Origin of the sequence: Lentibacillus sediminis (assembly GCF_002763455.1) — a bacterium.
In the GTDB taxonomy this organism is placed as follows: Bacteria; Bacillota; Bacilli; order Bacillales; family Amphibacillaceae; genus Lentibacillus_D; species Lentibacillus_D sediminis_A.
The window spans coordinates 37,560-59,706 of record NZ_NIXK01000006.1 but is presented as its reverse complement, the minus strand read 5'-3'; the positions used below and the strand labels follow the sequence as shown (position 1 = coordinate 59,706).

Genomic DNA, 22,147 nt, shown 5'->3' with positions numbered 1-22,147 from the left:
CCCAATCATATCCGGCCTGCTTTGTTCATAGACTTGTACAAATGCAGATGAAGGAATGTGAGGAGAATGGATAAACGCGGGATAAAAAAAGTTCGCCGTTCGATTGAACAAAGGAGAAAAGAGCGTGGATTGCCAACGCAGCACGGGACGAAAAAACATATTTATCCGGCATTTCCGGAAGAGGAGGAAAAGCACGGTTATTTTCCGAGTTTTTCCAACAGTGATCCAGGCACTGCAGGAGGAAGGCTGATTTCGCCGGCACTGGTGTTAAAAGCATTTATTTCTGCGATCCTTTTTCTTGGGGTTGCTTTGCTTGGGCAAACAGAGGCCGCCATGTTTCAGACGCCAAAAGAATGGACGAGCCAGGCTCTCACAGAGGAATTTCCGTTTGCCAGGGTGCATCTCTGGTATCAGGAAACATTCGGCAGTCCGCTTGCTTTGACTCCGACTGAACCGGAAACAGCTGACGAAGGAGTGCGTGCGGCACTGCCGGTCAGCGGAGATATTACGGAATCCTTCCAGGCAAATGGAACAGGAATCATGATTGCACCCGGGGAAACGACGGAGGTCCAAGCACTGGAAGATGGCGTAGTGGTATTTGCCGGGAATGATCGGCAGACAGATCAGACAGTGGTAGTGCAGCATGCGGATGGCAGCACATCAACTTATGGCCACTTGAATGAGATTAATGTGCACCTTTACCAGTTCGTCAATGGCAGTCAGACGATTGGCCAGTTTACCCCGGATGCCGAGAATAAAACCGTTTATTTTTCTATTGAAAAAGATGACAGCTTTATCGATCCGGTCCAGGTGATTGAAGTTGACGATACGCCGTAATTTTTTACCCGACATCCGCATTCATCCGGTATTGATGATTTTCCTGGTGATTTCGTTTTTTACAGGAACATTTATGCAGCTGGCAGTAATTTTAGGGATTGTCCTGTTTCATGAGATGGGACATTACCTGACAGCAAGGCTGTTCGGCTGGCGGATCGGCACTATCATGCTTTGGGTGTTCGGCGGGGTAATGGACACCGATGAACATGGCAACCGGCCGATCCGGGAAGAAGCACTGGTGACAGCGGCAGGGCCTGCGCAGCATTTGATTATATGGCTCGCCTTAACACTCTTGCCAGTCGAAGCATGGTTTCCGCCTTCTGTCATCGAAGTTATCTTCTACTACAATACGGTTATTCTCCTATTTAATCTGCTGCCGATTTGGCCATTAGACGGGGGAAAACTGCTGTTTCTGGGATTGTCCGCCTTTATGCCATATAAAAAGGCCTATCATAGCGTGCTGCTGTTTTCCATGACAGCCAGTGTGGGATTATTGTTGGGACAATTGCTGTTCTACCCGTTCACATTGAGTGCGTTCTTTGTCATGATCTTTCTGTTTATGGAAAATAAAACGGAATGGAAGCAGCGCTATTATGTGTTTATCCGCTTTTTGCTGAAGCGCTATGAAGGAAACGCACCGGTAAGGCAGGTCCGACCGATCACGGTGCCTTCCGACAGCAGTCTGATGGAGGTGTTTTCTCGCTTTATGAGGGATAAGAAGCATCCTATTTATGTAACATTTCCCGACCGGACGCGTCAGGCGATCGATGAAGCGGATTGTCTCAGAGGCTATTTTCATGAACGGCATTACCGTCATGCGATTGGTGAACTCCTCAGCAGCCGGTTGTGATACTATGGAAAAGTCAAGAGATCCTCATCAGACGGAAATCTCTCTGTCCATCTTGACAAACGCGCCTCTGCCATGATAATATCAATACGTTATCGTAGCACCAGTGCTACAACCGCACAGAACAGGTTAAAATCCTTAAAGGATGCCTGTATGGCGAGTCTTAGTTATTAAGGAGGTGCCAAGTATGTACGCAATTATTGAAACAGGCGGCAAGCAAATCAAAGTGGAAGAAGGCCAGGAGATTTACGTAGAAAAACTGGCTGGAGAAGCGAATGATTCTTTTACATTTGACAAAGTGCTTTTTGTAGGCGGAGATGACGTAAAAGTCGGTGCTCCATATGTGGATGGCGCTAGCGTCACAGCCAAAGTAGAGAAACATGGCCGTCAGAAAAAAATCACCGTGCACAAATACAAGCGGAGAAAGAACTACCACCGCAAACAGGGTCATCGTCAGCCATACACGAAATTGGTCATTGATAAGATCAGCGTGTAAGGGACCTTCATATGATTCAAGTAACCATATACAGGTCTGATAACCAGATTAAAGGGTTTGAGTTATCCGGACATGCCGACAGCGGTCCTTATGGCTATGACTTGGTATGTGCCGGGGTATCCGCTGTTTCCATCGGAGCCGTCAATGCGGTGATGGAATTATGTGATACGGAACTGGAAATCGAGCAAGGTGAGGATGGCGGCTATCTTTCCGTCCGCCTGCCTGATGAGCTGACAGATTCTCAGGATGAGAAGGCTCAGCTCCTTATTGAAGGAATGCTCATTTCCCTTTATTCGATCGAACAGGAATACAGCCAATTTATCCAGATACAAAACAGCTAAGGAGGTGCAGCTGCATGCTACGTCTAGATTTGCAGTTTTTCTCACAGAAAAAAGGTGCCGGGAGCACAAAGAACGGCCGTGACTCTGAATCCAAACGCCTTGGCGCTAAACGTGCCGACGGACAGTTTGTTACAGGTGGATCGATTCTTTTCCGTCAGCGCGGAACAAAAATTTATCCAGGTACGAACGTAGGCCGCGGCGGGGATGACACCCTTTTTGCTAAAATGGACGGCGTTGTGAAATTTGAACGCTATGGCCGCGATCGCAAAAAAGTAAGTGTATACCCTGTTGCACAGGAAGCTTAAGCTTAACAGCAATGGAAGAAAAGCTCCAGCCAATCCCGGCTGGAGCTTTTCATCTTTTTGGAAGTTGATGGGAAATGCGGCATGGCCTCTGTCCGCCGCTGCGGAAATACACTTCGCTTTCCGCGGGCGCTGGTGAGCCTCCTCGCGCTGACGCGCTGTGGGGTCTCACCTATGCTTTTCATCCCGCAGGAGTCTACGTGTATTTCCTTCGCTGGTTGTGGTGCTTTGTTCCTAATCATACAACAGCCGTCTACATTGTTTATGGTTGATTGGAGCTCCGGGCAGCCGACTCCTGCGGGAAAAGCACGAGTCTGAAGACCCCGCAGGAAGCGAACTTCTTCCGAGGAGGCTGAAGCCGTGCCCGCGGAAAGCGGCTGCCCGGAGCGGAAATCAACGAGCACATATGTCGCGCTATACTCCGCAGCAGCAAGGACACTCATCCTTTTTGATTTACGTCGTAGTTTATAGATATTGTGATAAAACCAAACAATGCTTTTCGATGGGATGAGTAACCGCAGTCCCAATCTTTTAGAAAACAGCTTTTGAGAAAGCATGCAGTTTTTTCCTTTTTTTGCTATACTTTTCGGTAGCAGGGGGAGGAAGAATATGAAAGAGACAGAAGTATTAAAGCTGCTTACATATTACCGGCATGATTTAATGAATCAATTGCAGGTTGTTCAAGGGTATGCCATGATGGGGAAAATGGAAAAAACACAGGCGAAACTCCATGACGTGATCAGCCATTATCAGGAAGAACGCCAGCTGATGGCACTAAAAGCGCCTGCTTTCATCCTGTGGCTGCTGCAGTTCAACCACAACAGTCAAAATCTGCGCCTGGATTACCATATTCGGACGGAGAAAAACTTACAAGCACAGGATCAGGAACTGCTCGAAAAATGCCAGCTGGTGACCAGATACTTTCATAAAGCACTGGATCCAGAAGATATTCATGAGGGAATGCTGACACTGAGAGATATACCTGGGACGGAAGAGATAGAAGTGCTTCTTTCCATCGAAGGCCATGGTGACTTTCCCGTGGACCTGGAAGTATTGCAGCAAAATAATATACAAGTGAATGTGACGGAAGAGGCATTCACCGGAAAATTTTCGCTTTTCTAAGCGAATGAGGTGATTGGAATGTTTGTAGATCAAGTCAGTGTATATGTTAAAGGCGGGGATGGCGGCAATGGCCTTGTTGCCTATCGCAGGGAGAAATATGTACCAAAAGGCGGTCCTGCCGGCGGTGACGGCGGGGACGGAGCAGCGATAATTTTTGAAGTGGATGAAGGTTTGAATACCTTAATGGATTTCCGCTACAACCGTCATTTTAAAGGAAAGCGCGGGGAAAATGGAAAAAACCAAAATCAGCACGGAAAAAATGCGGCCCCTTACGTGATTCCGGTTCCGCCTGGCACAACGGTGACCGATGAAGATACCGGGGAAGTGATTGCCGATCTGACCGCCCATGAACAGCGGGCCGTAATTGCCCAGGGGGGAAGAGGCGGACGCGGCAACTCTCGTTTTGCCACGCCAAGGAACCCGGCACCGGCAATGGCAGAAAATGGGGAACCAGGCAGGGAGCGCAATATTCGTGTGGAGCTGAAATTAATTGCTGATGTTGGGCTTGTCGGTTTTCCAAGTGTCGGAAAATCCACCTTTCTTTCCGTTGTCAGTGCGGCAAAACCAAAAATTGCCGACTATCATTTTACAACCCTGGCACCAAACCTTGGTGTTGTGGAGACTGATGATGGGCGCAGTTTTGTCATGGCTGATTTGCCGGGACTGATTGAAGGCGCACATGAGGGAGTTGGCCTTGGACATCAGTTTCTCCGGCATGTGGAGCGAACGCGCGTGATTGTGCATGTGATTGACATGGCAGGCACCGAGGGACGCGACCCGTATGAGGACTATGTGAAAATCAACCAGGAACTAACCGAATATGACGAGTCGCTGATGAAACGTCCGCAAATTATAGCCGCCAATAAAATGGATATGCCGGATGCAGCAGAAAATTTGCAGGAATTTAAAGAGAAACTGGATGAAGATGTGTCAGTTTTTGAAATTTCTGCAGTGACCAAATCAGGAGTAAGGGACATCCTGTTTGCTGTTGCCGATACACTGGAACGCATTCTAAAAGCGCCGGCTGTGGAGGAGAAGACGGAGGAAAAAGTAGTCTACCGCTATCAGAAGGAAGAAGCGCCGTTTATGATTTCGAGGGATGATGACGGTGCATTTGTCCTGTCTGGTGGCCGAATCGAAAAATTGTTTAAAATGACGGATTTCAACCACGATGATGCAGTACAGCGATTTTCCCGTCAAATGCGCGGAATGGGCGTGGACAAGGCATTGCGTGAACGCGGCGCAGAGGACGGGGATATAATTCGCCTGCTCGATTTTGAGTTTGAATTTATTGAATAAGCAAAGACAGGAAGAGGGGAAAGCAACATGGCAGCATCTATCGGCTATCTGGGTCCGCGCGGGACTTTTACCAAAATTGCCGTTGATACGGCGTTTAATGGAGAAAACAAACAGAGCTTTGAAACCATACCGGAATGCATTGATGCGGTGGCCCGCGGCGAAATCGACATTGGGGTGGTGCCACTCGAGAATGCAATTGAGGGAACAGTGCAGCTGACCGTGGATTATCTCGTCCATCAGGTCAGGCTTGAAATTATGGCTGAAATCGTTGTGCCGATCCAGCAGCATTTGCTCACCCGTACGGATTTTTCCGGGGATTTATCAGGGATTGAAGAAATTCATTCGCACAGTCATGCGATCGCCCAGTGCCACCAGTATATTCACAAGCACCTGCCTCAGGCGAACCTGCACTTTACTTCCTCGACCGGGAGAGCAGCGGAAATCGTTAGCGAGAGCGATGCACCGATCGCGGCGATAGGAAATAAACTGGCGGCAAAAGAATACGGCCTCCAAACAGTACAGGAAAACATCCATGATTATCCCAATAATCATACCCGATTTGCCGTACTGACCAAGGCAAAAGAAAAGCCGGTGATTAAGCATTCGGTTTACTCGGAAAAAACAAGCCTGCTTATTACCTTGCCGAGCGATTATGCGGGCGCATTGCATCAAGTGCTTTCGGCTTTCGCTTGGCGGAAAATGAATTTGTCCAAAATTGAATCCAGACCAACGAAAACAGGGCTTGGCGACTATTTCTTTATCATTGATGTGGAACAGCCCTATGATGATGTGCTGTTTCCCGGGGTGAAAGCCGAGTTGGAGGCTTTGGGATGCGAAGTTACATTTCTTGGCACCTACCCTGTTTACCAGCTGGATACGATATAATAGGAACCGTCTGCTCAATCGGGGCAGGCGGTTTTTTAATTCCCCTGCAGTGTTTTCCCTCTGAGACATTTTTAGTTTCAACTTTTCTCCATTCCCTGCATATGTTGATATAGGGTTAATGCCCAGCCCAGTTTCAGAAATGGAGAGGAGTTTGATTCGCTTTGAAAATACACATCGTACAAAAGGGAGACACCCTTTGGGAAATTTCCAAGCAATACGGGGTTGACTTTGAAGAGTTGAAAGCAGTGAACAGCCATCTGTCCAGCCCGGATATGATTATGCCAGGAATGAAAATTAAAATCCCGAGCTCGGAAAAAGCTGTTCATAAAGGGTCAGGCGGAAAGGAATACAAGAAGAAAGAGACACAAAAGCCGTATAAAGATTTATCGCCGAAACCAATGCCGGTCCTGAAAGAAGATGACTACCACAAGCCGAAAAAAGTAACAAAGGAAAAACCAATGCCATCTATGCCGAAAATGCCGCCGATGGAACAGAGTGTGGATATTGATAATTACATGATGGTTGACTTCCCGGAATTTCCGAAATACGTGGAAAAGGAATCGGAGGAATCGTCTTATGAGAAAGAAAAAGAGCATATGGAGGCAATTCCGATGCCATATCCAATGCCAATGTGCTGGCATCCATGCTTTGGATGGATTCCGATGTTTCCGCCACATCACCAGCCGATGATGCATCCGCAGCAGCAAATGCCGGTACAAACACAACCGTGGGAAAAGAAAAAGGATTGCGGCTGCAAACAGCAGGTGCCATATCCTGCGCAGCAAGCTTATAATCACGGGCAGGAGCCATCCCCGCATTTCCAGCAAATGCCATCACAATTCAGCAATAATGATAACCATGATTGGCCAATTCACGCCTATAACCCATATAATCACGGTAATGGACCGCAGCCGTACCGACCAGCAAGCGATGTATATCCTCCGCAGTTAAACAGTCATGGAAATCAGGATTTCCCATATCCGGCACCGCCGGCCTATCCGAATTTCCCTCAAGCATTTCAACGGGAAAGCAAGGATGATTCCCAAAGTGAATAATCAATTTTCCGGAGACGAATTCTTATATCGTCTCTCTTCTTTTTTGCTTAAAGAAGGAGAATTGCATCCCGAGGAAATATCCCGGATTAATAGCGATGTCTTCTATTTAAAAACGGCAGACAGTGCGCAATATGTGCTGAAAAGGCACCGGAAGAAAGTCTCGTCTGAGCAGCAGTGGGATTTTTTTGAGGCAATCGATGAAGTGAATATCATTCCATTTATCCGCTTTCCGAATGGCCGCAGAATCATATCAGGCGACGGCTATTGGACGTTAGCTGAATACCAGCAGGGCAAGCGGCTGCGCTATACAAGAGACGCTGACCGCTCCGCCGCCGTTCAAGCATTAAAATCATTTCATGAGAAAGCTGAGGGAATTCATTTGCAGGCCCAAATCAAACGGGGCTCCTATTTCTTCCGGGCAGGTCAGCGGCTGGAACTATTTAAAAAAACTCACCCTTTTTTCGAGCTATATGGTTTTGAAAATTTATATTCGGATATTGTACAACAGACGGCACTTTATTTGGAGAGATCTTCGGCATTTTCCTGGGAAATCAGGGAAGAGCAAGAGAAGGAACAAGGCAAATGGATGCATGGGGACGTAGCCTCGCATAACTTTCTGCACAGCGGAGATCAGACGTTTCTGCTTGATTTTGATTTGCTGCAGCAAACCACCCAGCTGTATGATTATATCCAGCTCGCACAGCGTTTTCTGCCCTGTCTCAATTGGGATCCGGAACAGCTTTTCCGCTACCGGATGGTTGCAGACAGCGACATGAAACCATGGCTTTATGCAGTCGGGATTCCCAGCGATGTACTCCGGGAATGGCTGCATCAGCTTCAGACGAAGGAAAAGTCCTCGCTTTTAGTCTATCTGGAAAAAATGGAAACAAACTGGATAGAACGGCGCTATTTTTTGAAAAAGGCGGAAGGAATGCTAAAATTGTAGGAAGAAAGGGAGATGAATCATGGAAAAAGAAGTAAATGACATTACAGCATGGCTAAAACAGACAGTAAACGATGCAGGAGTGGATGGACTATTGGTCGGAGTCAGCGGTGGACTTGATTCCGCGGTTGTTGCCAATTTAATTAAGCGTGCATTTCCCGAAAATTCCCTTGGAGTAATAATGCCGATTCACACAAGCACTGATAATATGACCGATGCAGACAAAGTCGTCGAGGAATGCGGCATTGATTCAATGACCATTGATTTAACGGAAACCCACGATTTGATGTACAACGGCATCCGTAATGAACTGAAAGCAAAAGCAGAGTTTAACGAGGAGAATGACCGTCTGGCAGGAGCGAATCTGCGGGCAAGACTTCGGATGAGCACATTGTACACCTTGGCAACCAATTATAATTACCTTGTTGTCGGCACCGATAACGCCGCCGAATTTTACACCGGGTATTTCACGAAATACGGGGATGGCGGAGTTGACATTCTGCCAATTGTAGAATTTACCAAAACCGAAGTCAGAGAAATGGCTGCGTATTTAAACGTGCCGGATTCCGTCGTTTCCAAAAAACCGAGTGCTGATCTGTGGGAGGATCAGACAGATGAAGCGGAAATGGGTGTCAGTTATGATACGATTGATGCGTATCTCAAAGGTGCGGACATTCCGGAAAAAGAGAAGCAAATTATTGAAGACATGCACCGAAAGACCGCGCATAAACGGGACGCTTTGCCAGCTTTCCGACGGAGCTGATTCCATATTTTCACTGGATTAAACCAGCCTCGCTTACCGCATACTGAGGGTAAGGGAGGTTTTTATTATGTATAAACTGATTTTTGGATTATTCCTCTTATTCCTGGCTGGCTGCGGAACAGGGGAAGAGCAGATGGAAAATGACACCGGTGATGCGGCAGCACCGATGCACTATGAAAACAAAGCAGAACAAAGGGACCGTTTAAATATCCAAGAGCGTTCGATCGGTGAGCAGGGAGGCTATCCGCAAAGTGAGCAGAACCAGGCAAACACCGCAGATTACGAAGGTGGCTACAGTGACCCGTTTACTAACGAAGAATCGGAAATGCTTACGCGGAGGCTGGAGGGAAACAAAGATATCGTCAAGGCACAGGTTGCTTCCAACGAGGAGCGGATCATGATCGGGCTGATTCTGAAAGAGCATACCGATCCGAATATCCCGGATGGCATTGAAGAGCAGGTGAAATCCTGGCTTCCGGAGACAGATAAACAGGTGGTCGTATTTAGTGATGAGGCTTATTGGGACCGCATGAAAAATCTGAAAGCGCGCTCAGGGGCTGAAAATGTCGGCAGTGAGATGGAAGCATTTTTTAAAGAGCTATTTAACCAGGAGTAGGGTATAACGGGTCTTTCTTCTCTTCCCATTCTTCTCTATATTTGATATAGTAAAGTAGGAAATTTCTAGAGAGGAGAATGTCCGATGGCAGGTCATTCTAAGTGGAAGAACATACAGAAACGCAAAAATGCACAAGATGCCAAAAAAGGCAAAATTTTTATGTGGCATGCAAAGGATATATATGTGGCAGCCAAGCAGGGCGGGGGCGACCCGGACACGAATCCATCGCTCCGAACAGCGATTGATAAGGCCAAAGCAGATAATATGCCAAATGACAATATTGAGCGCAATATCAAAAAAGCCACCGGCGATCTGGATGGGGCAAGCTTCGAGGAAATCACCTATGAAGGCTACGGTCCCGGCGGGGTTGCGGTAATCATCAATGTACTCACCGATAATAAAAACCGCACGGCAGCCGAAGTGCGACATGCCTTTAAAAAGCATAACGGCAACCTTGGAGAAAACGGAAGTGTCTCCTTTATGTTTGACCGCAAAGGCTATATCGTCATCACCAATGACGAGGGGGACATTGACGAGGATGAGATTACCCTGGAAGCGCTGGAGGCCGGTGCCGATGATATTGTCACCCAGGACGGAGCCTACGAGATCTTCACCGCCCCGGAAAATTTCCAGGAAGTCACCGATCACCTGCGGGAAAGCGGCTATACTATTGATGACAGCGAAGTCACCATGTTTCCTCAGACGTACAGTGAGGTTTCCGGCAAAGATGAAGAAAACATGCTGAAACTGATTGATACTCTTGAAGAGAGTGAAGATGTCCAGGACATTCATCATAACCTGGAGGAATCCAGCTAAATCGACTCCAGCTAAAAAACTTCTGTTTCCAAAAAGGGGATGGAAGTTTTTTATTGGTACAAGGACTGTGGTAAAATAAAAGGACATGGTAAAGGGGAAAGTTGAATGATTGCATATATAAAAGGAAATCTTACATATATACAAGATGACTCGATAATTGTAGAAGTGCAGGGGCTGGGTTATGAAATTCATTGCGCCAATCCGTTTGCATTCCAGTCTTTTTTAAATACGGAGGTAATAATTCATACCTATCATTATGTCCGGGAAGACAGTCAGATGCTGTATGGATTCAAGAATACGGATGAAAAATATTTATTCACCAAGCTGATTTCCGTTTCCGGCATTGGCCCAAAAGGCGCTTTGGCTATTCTTGCATCGGTGGATGTTGCCGGATTTGCCGGGGCAATTGAACGGGAAGACGACAAATTCCTTACAAGCTTTCCGGGCATTGGCAAAAAAACGGCACGGCAAATTATTTTGGATCTGAAAGGAAAATTGACAGGGGCACTTTCTGTTTCTGCTGAAACGGATGATGACACTAGTGGCGCTCACGTGCCTGAGACACAGCTGGCAGAGGCGAAGGAAGCACTGCAGGCCCTTGGCTATACCGACAGGGAAATTAAAGGAGTAATGCCGAAACTGCAGCAAGAAACGATAAATAACACAGATGAAGCGGTCAAGAAAGCACTTGCACTGTTAATCAAGTAGAAAGGAGGTCCTAAATCGATGGAAGAACGGATGGTAACAGGAGAGCTGCAGGAAGAGGAATCCTCCTTGGAACTGAGTCTCCGCCCAACTCATTTAAATCAATATATTGGACAGAACAAAGTGAAGGAAAACTTGAGTATCTTCATACAGGCAGCAAAAATGCGGGAAGAACCGCTGGATCATGTGCTGCTGTATGGACCGCCTGGCCTCGGAAAAACGACACTGGCTGCGATCATCGCAAACGAAATGGGTGTACAGTTCCGTTCCACCTCCGGCCCGGCAATTGAGCGTGCCGGCGATTTGGCTGCCATTCTTTCCTCATTGGAACCGGGGGATGTCCTATTCATTGATGAGGTGCATCGCCTGCCGCGTTCGGTGGAAGAAGTGCTGTACCCGGCGATGGAGGACTTTTTCCTTGATATTGTAATTGGGACAGGCCCGAGTGCGCGCTCTGTACGGATTGACCTGCCGCCATTTACGCTGGTTGGAGCAACCACACGGGCAGGGCTTTTGTCCGCACCGCTCCGGGATCGTTTCGGAGTGCTAAGCCGGCTGGAGTTCTATGAGACGAAAGATTTATGTGCTATTGTAGAGCGTACGGCTGATATTTTTTCTGCGCCGATCAAACAGGAAGCGGCGATGGAAGTAGCCAGCCGGTCGAGAGGTACGCCAAGGATTGCCAACCGGCTGCTCAAGCGAATTCGCGATATTTCCCAAGTAAAGGGAGAGTTCGAGATTAGCCTGGATACAACCATACAGGCACTAAGGATGCTGCAGGTGGATGATAAAGGGCTGGATCATATCGACCATAAACTGCTGAATAGCATTATAGAAGGTTTTCAGGGGGGCCCTGTTGGGCTTGATACGATTGCAGCAACCATTGGCGAGGAATCACAGACGATAGAAGATGTGTACGAGCCGTTCCTTTTGCAGATTGGCTTTATCCAGCGCACCCCACGGGGCAGAATCGTTACACCGAAAGCCTACGAGCATTTTGGCATCGAGAGGAATGACAGGGAATGAACATGGGAAAACTGTTCCTTCTGCTTGGCGTCATCTTTATTGTCATTGGCCTGATCTGGACTTTTATTGGAAGACTGCCGGGAGATATCAGCTTTAAAAAAGGGAATTTTTCCTTTCATTTTCCGATTATGACCTCGATTGTTGTAAGTATTATTCTCACACTTATTTTTTATATCATCGGACGCTTCCGGTGACGAAGGAGATGCACCATGAATATCAACGAATATGATTTTGACCTGCCGGAAGAGCTCATTGCACAAACTCCGCTGAAAGACAGAAGCTCCTCCCGACTGCTGGTTCTTGATAAAGAAATAGGTGAGGTCGCCCACCGGCAGTTCACCGATATCACCGGCTACCTGCAAAAAGGCGACTGTCTGGTGCTTAATGACACGAAGGTGCTGCCTGCCCGGTTGTATGGGGTAAAGCAGGATACTGGAGCGAATGTGGAAGTGCTGCTTTTGCACCAGCGGGAAGGCGACAGCTGGGAAGTTTTGACAAAACCGGCGAAGAAAATAAAAATCGGCACGGAAATCAGTTTTGGTGAAGGAAAATTGACAGCTGTGTGCACGGGTTATAAAGATCATGGCGGCCGGATATTGGAATTTTCCTATGAAGGCATTTTTTATGAAGTGCTCGATGCGCTCGGGGAAATGCCGCTGCCACCGTACATTAAGGAAAAACTTCCGGAAAAGGACCGCTACCAAACCGTATATGCCAGGGAAGAAGGTTCTGCGGCGGCTCCGACAGCCGGTCTGCATTTTACGGAAGAGCTGCTGGAGGAAATTAAGCAAATCGGTGTGGAGATCGTTTTTATTACGCTCCATGTCGGGCTTGGCACCTTTCGTCCGGTCAGTGCAGAAAATATTGAGGAACACGAGATGCATGCCGAATTTTACCAGATGTCAGAGGAAGCGGCAGAAACACTGACGAAGGCTAGACAAAATGGCGGCAGAATTATTTCTGTCGGCACGACTTCCACCCGCACCCTGGAGACAATCGCGCGTGATCTTGACGGGGCGTTTGCCGCCGCCAGCGGATGGACGGATATTTTTATATACCCGCCATATGAATTCCGGGCAGTGGACGGGCTGATCACCAATTTCCATTTGCCAAAATCGACATTGGTCATGCTTATCAGTGCATTTGCCGGACGGGAGAAGGTCCTCCATGCCTACCGGGAAGCAGTTAATGAGCGCTACCGGTTTTTCAGTTTTGGTGATGCGATGTTTATTTTATAAGGCTGTTCTCTAAAAGAATGTTGTTTTTTTACAATATCGATAGACTGCGACATAAGTTAATGGGGTTCATGATCCGCCGCTGCGGAAATACCCTTCGCTTTCCGCGGGCGCTGGTGAGCCTCCTCGTGCTGCCTCGTCTTTAGGGGTCTCACCTAGGCTTACCATCCCGCAGGAGTCTTCGGGTATTTCCTCCGCTGACTGATGTGGTTTGCGTCTTTACTGCTTGCTAAATTTTAAAAGAACAACAATACACTTTTGATGGTTGAGTGGAGCGGAGGGCATCCGACTCCTGCGGGAAAAGCACGAGTCTGAAGACCCCGCAGGAAGTGCACTTCTTCCGAGGAGGCTGAAGCCGTGCCCGCGGAAAGCGGATGTCCGCAGCGGAAATCAACGAGCACTCTGTCGCAGGTGTTTTCGCAACTGTGGGCGGTGGATTACATCGCCGTATCCATCAACTACGAAAATAAATAAGCAACAATCCTTAAGAATAGAGCTTTTATCATTAACACTTTAAAGCAAAGGACGAATAGAATGACAGCTATTACATATGAATTTATTAAGACATGTAAACAGACAGGCGCCAGGCTCGGCCGGGTGCATACACCGCATGGTTCGTTTGACACCCCGGCTTTTATGCCCGTCGGGACGCTTGCCACGGTGAAAACAATGAGTCCGGAAGAGCTGCGGGAAATGGGAGCAAATATGATTCTGTCTAACACATATCATCTGTGGCTGCGGCCCGGGGAAGATATTATTCGTGAAGCTGGCGGGCTGCATAAATTTATGAACTGGGACGGCGCGATCTTAACTGACTCTGGTGGTTTTCAAGTATTTAGTCTGAGTGATATGCGCGATATCCGGGAAGAAGGAGTACATTTCCGCAACCATATTAGCGGGGAAAAGATGTTTCTTTCACCGGAAAAAGCGATGGAGATTCAGCATGCGCTTGGTTCTGATATTATGATGGCGTTTGATGAATGTCCGCCATTTCCAGCGACCCATGATTATATGAAGGCTTCGGTGGAACGAACTTCCCGCTGGGCGGAACGCTGTCTGAAAGCCCATGATCAGACCGAGAAGCAGGGGTTGTTTGGGATTGTCCAAGGCGGAGAACATGAGGATTTACGCAAACAAAGTGCCAAGGATCTTGTTTCGCTTGATTTTCCCGGTTATGCCATTGGCGGTTTGTCGGTCGGTGAGCCGAAAGATGTGATGAACCGGATGCTGGAAATCACCACACCGCTGCTGCCGGAAAATCGGCCGCGGTATTTGATGGGAGTTGGCTCACCTGATTCCTTGATTGATGGTGCGATCCGTGGTGTTGACATGTTTGATTGTGTGCTCCCGACACGGATTGCCCGGAATGGGACATGCATGACTTCCACTGGACGTCTGGTTGTCCGAAATGCGCAATTTGCCCGGGATTTCCGGCCGATTGATGAACATTGCAGCTGTCATGTGTGCAAAAATTACAGCCGGGCCTATATCCGTCATTTGATTAAATGCAATGAAACATTCGGTTTCAGACTAACTACTTATCATAACCTCCATTTTCTGTTAAAATTAATGGAGCAAGTACGAACTGCGATTAGCGAAGATCGGCTTGGCGATTTTAGAGATGAATTCTTTGAACAATATGGTTTTAATAAACCGGATGCGAAGAATTTTTAACAGGCTCTTATCCGGAAAGGAGGGAACATCCACATGGAAATGCTTATTTCCTTATCACCGATTATTTTAATGTTTGTGATTTTTTACTTCCTGCTGATCCGTCCGCAGCAAAAGCGGCAGAAGCAGGTAAGGCAGATGCAGAATGATCTGCAAAAAGGGGATACGATTGTTACAATTGGCGGATTACATGGTATTGTTCATGCGATTGATGAAGACACGGTCATCATTCAGTCGGAAAACACTAAACTTACATACGATCGTTCTGCGATTCGTGAAGTAAAGCAATAGCAAAAATGAGCGGCAGGCTGAACTGCTGCTTATTTTTTTTGGTTTTTTGAGGTTGATTTGTTCTGTCACAAAATCTACAAACTGCGAAGTAAAATCAAAAATGATGGGTGTCATTGCCGCTGCGGAAATACCCTTCGCTTTCCGCAGCGGCAGCCTATGTCGCAGTTCCCAGCAACTACGAAGAAAACTTCCAATAAGAGAAAAAAGGGCAATCCCATCAGGACTGCCCTCTTCGGCATGCACTTTTCTATTCCTGCGCATCGCTGGAGACGCTGACACCGACCATTCCTCCTAATAGTGCGGCGAGAACAAATCCGACATGGTGCAGGCTTTGGCTGAGCGAGAAGCCTTGCTGGTAGCCGAGATACTGAACGAGAAACGTCAGCAGGGTAAATCCAAGTCCTGTAAGCCCACCGAGCAGCCAGCCCCTTGCTTTTCCTTTCACCCCGGATATCAGTCCTCCAAGGAACAATGAAATCAAACCAACGATGAGCGTGACCCAAGTCAGGGTTGGGTCATTGAAACTAGTAAAACGCAGCAATAAAGCAAGAATCACACTGGCAATAAAAATTAAGCCAAGCACCGCAATCCATCCATATAACAGTGCAGTAAATTGTCTGTTTTGCATTAATATCTCCCCCCGTTTGTCCATTTAGTTCATTCTATTCACCAATAGAAAAAATAGACGGAAAATATTTTGCCTGTCCCTGCATATAGTGGTAATAGGGTGGAGGGAAAGCAATGGAAATTATACTGGCATCGCTCATTTTTCTCATCAGTTATTTTTTCATTATGATGGACAAGCTGAACCGGGCAGTGGTGGCAGCATCTGGCGGGGTACTTCTCATGGCCGTGGGCATTTACAGTGCCGATGAAATGTTTACCAATTACATCGATTGGAATACGATTGCCCTCTTGTTTTCCATGATGGTGCTCATCTCAATTACCGAAAAGACAGGTCTGTTCAGTTACATAGCGATCCGCTTTGCCCAAAAGGTCCGCGGCTCACCGATTCCGCTGTTATTCGGTATCAGCATTCTCACTGCTGCAGGCTCGGCTGTCTTAAACAATGTCACCATGGTGCTGATTTTTGTACCGATTATCCTAAAGATCACCAAAATGCTGGAACTGTCATCCCTTCCTTACCTGCTTGCAATTATTTTTGCTTCCAATATCGGCGGCACGGCAACGTTAATTGGCGATCCGCCGAACATCATGATTGGCCAGGCGGTGGAGCATCTGACCTTCCTTTCGTTTTTGGTTCATTTGGGACCGGTTGTTGTAATTATCTTTGCTGTCATGCTGGCTGGCATTTACCTTCTATTCCAAAATTCGCTTAGGCGGGAGTCGAGTGATGTGGAACAGCTGATGGCAATGCGGGCGCAGGACCAGCTCGTAAAAACACCGATGCTGTATCAGTCCATTGCTGTCTTGAGCCTAACGATCACCGGGTTTACGCTGTCTTCATTTTTACATGTGGAACTGACTGTTATTGCCTTGGCCGGCGCCTTTCTGCTGCTTTTCCTCACAGATAAGGAGCTGGCTGCTGAACATGTTTTTGCAAAAGTGGAATGGGTGACATTATTCTTTTTTATCGGGTTGTTTGCGTTGGTGGGCGGTTTGGAAGAAGTGGGAATCATTGATGAGTTGGCCCGGGCGATTGTAGTGGCAACAGAGGGGGATTATGCGAGCACAGCCCTGCTGATCCTTTGGGTATCTGGAACATTTTCCGGGGTGGTGGATAATATCCCGTTTGTGGCGGCGATGATCCCCGTTGTCCAGGAATTCGAAACCTATGGCATGTATAATTTGGATCCAATTTGGTGGTCATTGGCGCTCGGTGCCTGTCTTGGGGGGAATGCGACTCTGGTGGGCGCTTCATCCAATCTGGTCGTTGCCGGGCTGGCAGAAGGCGAGGGCGAGAGGATTCCCTTCCTGCGTTTTATGCTCTACGGAATCCCGATGGTTTTATTGTCACTGTTGGTCTGCACAATTTATATTTATATCCGCTACCTGCTGCCTTATCAGGGCCAATTGTAAAGCGCCGCTTATCCTCCCGGGATGAGCGGCGCTTCGTTTTTGATGATAAACCAAGTTTTCTTACACCCATTTCTGAAAAAACGGCAGCTGCTTGAGCTCCTCTTTCGTAATAAATTTCAGCAAAAACAAGAAAATGATGTAAATGCAGCTTAGCAGGAGCAGCACCAAAAGAAAAACGAGCAGGTGAGGATCCATGGCATCATAGATATCTTTCAGCAGCTTTCCTGCTCCCCATGTCAGCAAAAGCAGTACCGTCATTTTCGCTATATCAGCAATCGGTATCGAAAAGCCAATTGCCTTATTCAGTGTGGCAAGATGAAGCAGGGTAATCAGCACAACTCCGACTGACATAGCAATGGCTACCCCCGTAATGCCAAAGTTGGGATTGGACGCGAGAAAAAACAGCACGATAAATTTACAAGCTGCACCGATTAAACTGTTGTACATCGCCGGTTTTGCCAAATCGAGCGCCTGCAGAGCAGCTTGTAATGGGGATTGGATATACAGTAAAATGTAAAAGGGAGCCATTAATGTTAAAAATGAGCTGGCACCGTCTGTCCCGTACATATAGGTTAAAATCGGCACCGCAAACAGTGACAGAACAATGGTGGCAAGCGCACCGGATCCGAATGAAATCCGGATCGACTGGTGAATCCGATAATGAATCATTTTTTTATTCGTATGGGCAGCAGCCTCGGATATCGAAGGAACAAGAGCGATCGACAGCGAATGGGTAATGAATGTTGGCAGGAACAATAATGGGAGCACATAGCCTGTCAGCTCCCCGTACTGTCTGGTGACCATTGTACTGGAGACACCGGCAATTGCCAGGCTCTGTGCCACCATGATCGGTTCGAGAAAATTGGAAACGGAGCCAATCATACGGCTGCCTGTACTCGGCAAGGAAATCGAAAAAAGTTCTTTCATCGTCTCTTTGCTTGATTTGACATAAGAAAAGAACCGCCGGCGCACTTTCATCGTTTTTTTTCGTTTGAACATATGCAGCATGTATAATAAAGAAGCCGCCTCACCTAGAATTACACTGAACATCGCACCTGCAGCAGCGTATTCCACACCAAACGGCATCAGGAGTTTAACAAACAGGGCGACACAGGTGATCCGGACAATTTGCTCAATTACCTGTGCATAGCTCTGCGGTTTCATATTCTGTTTCCCTTGAAAATAACCCTTTAACACGGAGGAGATCGCCACAATCGGAACAATCGGGCTGATGGCAATCAAGGGCATTAGGGTTCGTTCATCCGTTAAAAGGGTGGTGGCGATAAACGGTGCTGCAAGTACCATGCCGCTGGTGAAAATAACACTGGAGGTACCTGTTAGCAGAAGGGAGATCACAAGAATTTTTTTAATCTTGACCTGATCGTTGACTGCTTCTGCTTCGGCAACACGTTTGGATATGGCAACCGGAAGCCCAAGCTGGGTAATCGTGATGATCAGAAATAGTGTCGGCAGGGCCATCATGTAGAGCCCCACGCCTTCCTCACCCATCAGCCTGGCGACAACCAGCCGATTGATAAATCCCAAAAACCGTGTAATCATCCCGGCGAGGATCAGTATTAACGTCCCCTGTAAAAAAGTTTGTTTGCTCATTGCCAGCAACCTGCCTTCTCAAATAATAAAATTTCATATACAATATACGTATGCTTATAAATAGGCCAAGCATGACAAGTTAAAAGAGATATCGAAAAGACGAAGGGGACAAAGAGGGGGAGAACGATGGCGATTATACAAAAGGCAAGCGAATGGAAGGCTATGCTCCAACCAGCACTGGACAGCAAAGTCAGTGATATGCGGCTGATGGGGTATGACAAAGCAACCAGGGAGGATATTTGGAATTGCCTGGTGCAAAAGGTGTGGAAAGGAGATCCGCCCAAGCGCATACACGAAATGGCGCGGGATATCTTCCATCTCAGCTCCGGGGTGTATTTGAGTTACCTTACTGTCAATGCTTATCAGAATGATGATTTAATGGCTTCTATTGCCGCATTAACCGGCGAACATACGAAATGAGCGGAATGATAGGATACATAAGTGAAACTTCAGGACCCGTGTTTGTAAAGGGAGGAAAAGGTTAAATGAAAAAAAGAGGCAGGATTGTTGCCTTTTTCCTGATCGTGTTAGCGATTTTCGGGACGATTGGAACAACAGTCACAGGAATAGCAAAAGATATCAATTTGGGTTTGGATCTGCAGGGCGGGTTTGAGGTCCTTTATGAAGTAGAGCCTGTAGAAGAGGGAACGGAAATTACCCGCAGTCTGCTGGAAGGGACGGTAGACACACTGAATAACCGTGTCAACGGGCTTGGAATCAGTGAAGCTACGATCAATATTGAGGGAGAAAACAGAATCCGCGTGCAGCTGGCCGGGGTTGATAATCAGGAAGAGGCGCGGGAACTCTTGTCCACCTCTGCACAGCTTACTTTTCGTGATGTGAACGACAATAAACTGCTCGATGGCACGGATATCGTGGATGGAAGTGCCCGCCAGGATTTTGATCCGAATACCAATCAGCCGCTTGTTACGCTGGGGCTGGAAGATCCGGAGAAATTTGGTGATGTAACCGAGCAGATAAGTGAAATGACTCCGCCAAATAACCGGCTTGTTATTTGGATGGACTATGAAGAAGGGGATTCGTACGAGGAGGAAGTGACGAAAGAAGATCCGAAATTTGTCTCAGCTCCGGCAGTTGATGAACGGCTGAATACGTCCAGTGTACAAATCACCGGCAACTTCACGGTGGAATCTGCCCAGCAGCTGGCAGATATCATTAATTCCGGGTCACTTCAGGTCAATCTGAATGAAATCTATTCCACATCTGTAGGTGCCCAGTTTGGGGAACAGGCACTGGATAAGACCGTTTTTGCCGGGTTTGTCGGTATTGGCGTCATTTTCCTGTTTATGATGGTTGTTTATCGCTTTCCTGGAATTATCGCAGCAATCAACCTTAGTCTTTACATCTTTTTGGTGCTGCTCGTGTTCGAACTCCTAAACGGGGTGCTGACACTGCCGGGAATTGCTGCATTGATTTTAGGTGTGGGGATGGCGGTGGATGCCAATATCATCACCTTTGAACGGATCAAAGAAGAATTGCGCGAAGGAAAGTCAGTGGTTGCTTCCTTTAAAAATGGCACAAAAAACTCGCTGTCTACGATTTTGGACGCCAACATTACGACACTCCTGGCAGCGGCAATTCTGTTTATTTTCGGCACGAGTGCGGTCAAAGGGTTTGCCACCATGCTGATTATCAGCATTGTTGTCAGCTTCATTACAGCTGTATATGGCACCAGATTGCTGCTCGGATTATGGGTGAAAAGCAAAGCCTTGAACAAGCGCAAAGGCTGGTTTGGTGTAAAACAGGATCAAATCAAAGATATTAAGGATAGCCGCGAAGAGCGGCCTGTGCTGATGTTTAACCGGGAATTGCGCCCAGTGGATCACCGGCGGAAATATTTCATCGGCTCCCTGGTAATGGTCGTTCTCGGCACCGTTTCTTTCCTGTTATTCCAGATTAATCCGGGGGTTGATTTTACCAGCGGCTCCCGTGTGCAGGTTGTCGGGGAATCCACGATTGATACAGAAGAGGTAGAAGCAGGGTTTGATGAACTGGGGCTTTCCCCGCAGTCGATCGTCCTTTCCGGTGATAATAATGAGATGGCTGTTGCGCGATTTGATACCGTGCTGTCCGATGAGCGGGTGGCTGAAGTCCAGAGCTACTTTGGTGAACAGTATGGCACACAGCCAAGTGTCAGTACCGTTTCCTCAATTGTTGGAGAGGAACTGGTGAAGAATGCGGTCTATGCTGTTTCGATTGCTGCTGCCGGGATGATCCTCTATGTAGCACTGCGCTTCGAATTTTACTTTGCAATCACTGCGATTATTGCGCTGTTGCATAACGTGTTTTTCACCCTGGCGGTATTCAGCATCACACAGATTGAATTTGATGTGACGATTATCGCGGCGATTCTCACCATCATTGGTTATTCGATCAATGACACGATCGTCATTTTTGATCGGATTCGGGAAAATCTCCGGTTCAAGAAAAAGGTGACTTCGTTTAAAGAGTTGGCAAATGTCGTCAACCGAAGTCTCTTGCAGTCGTTTACCAGGAGCATGAATACTACAATTACCACACTGACTGCGGTCCTTGCGTTTCTTATTCTTGGAGCCCAGCCAATTACCGGATTTGCCATTGCCCTATTCGTTGGACTGCTGGCGGGGTCCTATTCATCGCTATTTATTGCAGCCCAGCTTTGGCTGGTGTGGCGTGGTAAGATGATCAAGAAAAAACCGGTGGACTTTACAAAGAAAAAGCGTGTGGAAGGTCCGCAAGTTTAGTAATTCAAATGTTTTGCCAGATAAAACCCTCTGTCGTGTAATAGGACAGGGGGTTTTATATGCTTAAAATAGATTGTGATGGGGTAATTTAAATGTAAGACAGTGATAGGAAGAAGGAGGCACAGCATGAGAGGTCAAACCTATGCGATTCTAGCCATTATTATTGTGATTATCGTAGCGGTGTTTGCCGTGACCAATGTCGAGCCGGTTGAGGTGAATTACCTTTTCTGGACCGGGGAATCCCCGCTGATCCTGGTTATTCTGTTTTCCGTTCTGATGGGCGGAATTATTACAGCAGCCACCGGGATGGTCAAGCTGTACCAGAACCAGCGGCAAATGAAAACACTGCGGGAAGAGAATAAAAAAATGCGTGAGGTACTGAAAAAGAACGGGCTGGAAAAACAGCTTTCCGAAACGAAACAGCAAGAGGAGCCTGTTCAAAACAAAAAAGAACAGCAGTAATTGGGATTGCTACCCCTGGCCGACTCTAGTATAATAGGTT

At 47.3% G+C, this 22,147-nt stretch carries 25 protein-coding genes and 1 other annotated feature; of the genes, 23 read left to right on the top strand and 2 right to left on the bottom strand.

The window, feature by feature from the left end; genetic code table 11:
- Positions 1 to 66: 66 nt before the first annotated feature.
- From CEG13_RS11055 to yajC, 19 genes are all read left to right on the top strand, one after another.
- On the top strand, positions 67 to 837 hold the full coding sequence (locus CEG13_RS11055; protein ID WP_100011948.1) for a peptidoglycan DD-metalloendopeptidase family protein: 771 nt from the start codon (positions 67 to 69) through the stop codon (positions 835 to 837).
- Complete coding sequence (locus tag CEG13_RS11050; protein ID WP_239984627.1) at positions 821 to 1,687, top strand: M50 family metallopeptidase; 867 nt, start codon at positions 821 to 823, stop codon at positions 1,685 to 1,687. Before CEG13_RS11055 ends, CEG13_RS11050 begins: the two co-directional genes overlap by 17 nt.
- Positions 1,688 to 1,787: 100 nt before the next feature.
- Positions 1,788 to 1,858, top strand: a sequence feature (ribosomal protein L21 leader region).
- 13 nt (positions 1,859 to 1,871) lie between these two features.
- Complete coding sequence (gene rplU, locus CEG13_RS11045; protein WP_100011947.1) at positions 1,872 to 2,180, top strand: 50S ribosomal protein L21; 309 nt, start codon at positions 1,872 to 1,874, stop codon at positions 2,178 to 2,180.
- An 11-nt stretch (positions 2,181 to 2,191) separates the two neighbouring features.
- Complete coding sequence (locus CEG13_RS11040) at positions 2,192 to 2,521, top strand: ribosomal-processing cysteine protease Prp (RefSeq protein WP_100011946.1); 330 nt, start codon at positions 2,192 to 2,194, stop codon at positions 2,519 to 2,521.
- A 14-nt stretch (positions 2,522 to 2,535) separates the two neighbouring features.
- A complete protein-coding gene (rpmA, locus tag CEG13_RS11035) occupies positions 2,536 to 2,826 on the top strand; it encodes a 50S ribosomal protein L27 (RefSeq protein WP_100011945.1) in 291 nt (96 codons plus the stop codon).
- 606 nt (positions 2,827 to 3,432) lie between these two features.
- A complete protein-coding gene (locus CEG13_RS11025; protein WP_158234673.1) occupies positions 3,433 to 3,945 on the top strand; it encodes a Spo0B domain-containing protein in 513 nt (170 codons plus the stop codon).
- 18 nt (positions 3,946 to 3,963) lie between these two features.
- Entirely contained in the window at positions 3,964 to 5,244 is a 1,281-nt protein-coding gene (gene obgE / locus CEG13_RS11020; RefSeq protein ID WP_100011942.1) for a GTPase ObgE, read from the top strand.
- A 27-nt stretch (positions 5,245 to 5,271) separates the two neighbouring features.
- Positions 5,272 to 6,129: a prephenate dehydratase gene (gene pheA / locus CEG13_RS11015; protein ID WP_100011941.1), complete on the top strand. Its 858-nt coding sequence runs from the start codon at positions 5,272 to 5,274 to the stop codon at positions 6,127 to 6,129.
- Positions 6,130 to 6,290: 161 nt separating this feature from the next.
- Positions 6,291 to 7,184: a SafA/ExsA family spore coat assembly protein gene (gene safA / locus CEG13_RS11010; protein WP_100011940.1), complete on the top strand. Its 894-nt coding sequence runs from the start codon at positions 6,291 to 6,293 to the stop codon at positions 7,182 to 7,184.
- Complete coding sequence (locus tag CEG13_RS11005) at positions 7,177 to 8,130, top strand: phosphotransferase (protein WP_158234672.1); 954 nt, start codon at positions 7,177 to 7,179, stop codon at positions 8,128 to 8,130. Before safA ends, CEG13_RS11005 begins: the two co-directional genes overlap by 8 nt.
- A gap of 19 nt (positions 8,131 to 8,149) precedes the next feature.
- A complete protein-coding gene (nadE, locus tag CEG13_RS11000) occupies positions 8,150 to 8,890 on the top strand; it encodes an NAD(+) synthase (RefSeq protein WP_100011938.1) in 741 nt (246 codons plus the stop codon).
- 67 nt (positions 8,891 to 8,957) lie between these two features.
- On the top strand, positions 8,958 to 9,506 hold the full coding sequence (locus CEG13_RS10995; protein ID WP_100011937.1) for a YhcN/YlaJ family sporulation lipoprotein: 549 nt from the start codon (positions 8,958 to 8,960) through the stop codon (positions 9,504 to 9,506).
- An 84-nt stretch (positions 9,507 to 9,590) separates the two neighbouring features.
- Positions 9,591 to 10,322 carry a YebC/PmpR family DNA-binding transcriptional regulator gene (locus tag CEG13_RS10990; RefSeq protein WP_100011936.1) on the top strand — a complete coding sequence of 244 codons (732 nt, stop codon included), beginning with the start codon at positions 9,591 to 9,593 and terminating at the stop codon, positions 10,320 to 10,322.
- A 105-nt stretch (positions 10,323 to 10,427) separates the two neighbouring features.
- On the top strand, positions 10,428 to 11,030 hold the full coding sequence (gene ruvA, locus CEG13_RS10985; protein ID WP_100011935.1) for a Holliday junction branch migration protein RuvA: 603 nt from the start codon (positions 10,428 to 10,430) through the stop codon (positions 11,028 to 11,030).
- A gap of 18 nt (positions 11,031 to 11,048) precedes the next feature.
- A complete protein-coding gene (gene ruvB, locus CEG13_RS10980) occupies positions 11,049 to 12,053 on the top strand; it encodes a Holliday junction branch migration DNA helicase RuvB (protein ID WP_100011934.1) in 1,005 nt (334 codons plus the stop codon).
- Positions 12,054 to 12,055: 2 nt separating this feature from the next.
- Entirely contained in the window at positions 12,056 to 12,247 is a 192-nt protein-coding gene (locus tag CEG13_RS10975; RefSeq protein ID WP_192869547.1) for a DUF2905 domain-containing protein, read from the top strand.
- Between the two features lie 15 nt (positions 12,248 to 12,262).
- Positions 12,263 to 13,291, top strand: coding sequence for a tRNA preQ1(34) S-adenosylmethionine ribosyltransferase-isomerase QueA (gene queA, locus CEG13_RS10970; RefSeq protein ID WP_100011932.1), 1,029 nt, complete (start codon positions 12,263 to 12,265; stop codon positions 13,289 to 13,291).
- Between the two features lie 531 nt (positions 13,292 to 13,822).
- On the top strand, positions 13,823 to 14,962 hold the full coding sequence (gene tgt / locus CEG13_RS10965) for a tRNA guanosine(34) transglycosylase Tgt (RefSeq protein ID WP_100011931.1): 1,140 nt from the start codon (positions 13,823 to 13,825) through the stop codon (positions 14,960 to 14,962).
- Positions 14,963 to 14,995: 33 nt separating this feature from the next.
- Positions 14,996 to 15,250 (top strand): preprotein translocase subunit YajC, encoded by a 255-nt coding sequence (gene yajC / locus CEG13_RS10960; protein WP_100011930.1) that lies wholly within the window; start codon positions 14,996 to 14,998, stop codon positions 15,248 to 15,250.
- Between the two features lie 247 nt (positions 15,251 to 15,497).
- Here yajC and CEG13_RS10955 read toward each other — a convergent pair whose 3' ends face one another.
- The gene (locus CEG13_RS10955; protein WP_100011929.1) at positions 15,498 to 15,878 is read right to left on the bottom strand and encodes a TIGR04086 family membrane protein; all 381 of its coding nucleotides are present in this window, start codon (positions 15,876 to 15,878) and stop codon (positions 15,498 to 15,500) included.
- 113 nt (positions 15,879 to 15,991) lie between these two features.
- On the opposite strand from CEG13_RS10955, the gene CEG13_RS10950 reads away from it, so the two are divergent.
- Complete coding sequence (locus CEG13_RS10950; RefSeq protein ID WP_100011928.1) at positions 15,992 to 17,290, top strand: ArsB/NhaD family transporter; 1,299 nt, start codon at positions 15,992 to 15,994, stop codon at positions 17,288 to 17,290.
- Between the two features lie 60 nt (positions 17,291 to 17,350).
- On the opposite strand, the gene spoVB is transcribed toward CEG13_RS10950, so the two are convergent.
- Entirely contained in the window at positions 17,351 to 18,901 is a 1,551-nt protein-coding gene (spoVB, locus tag CEG13_RS10945; protein WP_100011927.1) for a stage V sporulation protein B, read from the bottom strand.
- Positions 18,902 to 19,027: 126 nt separating this feature from the next.
- Here spoVB and CEG13_RS10940 point away from each other — a divergent pair, with 126 nt between their 5' ends.
- From CEG13_RS10940 to CEG13_RS10930, 3 genes are all read left to right on the top strand, one after another.
- Entirely contained in the window at positions 19,028 to 19,321 is a 294-nt protein-coding gene (locus CEG13_RS10940) for a post-transcriptional regulator (protein WP_100011926.1), read from the top strand.
- Between the two features lie 65 nt (positions 19,322 to 19,386).
- Complete coding sequence (gene secDF, locus CEG13_RS10935; protein ID WP_100011925.1) at positions 19,387 to 21,645, top strand: protein translocase subunit SecDF; 2,259 nt, start codon at positions 19,387 to 19,389, stop codon at positions 21,643 to 21,645.
- A 126-nt stretch (positions 21,646 to 21,771) separates the two neighbouring features.
- Complete coding sequence (locus tag CEG13_RS10930; protein WP_100011924.1) at positions 21,772 to 22,107, top strand: LapA family protein; 336 nt, start codon at positions 21,772 to 21,774, stop codon at positions 22,105 to 22,107.
- Positions 22,108 to 22,147 lie beyond the last annotated feature (40 nt).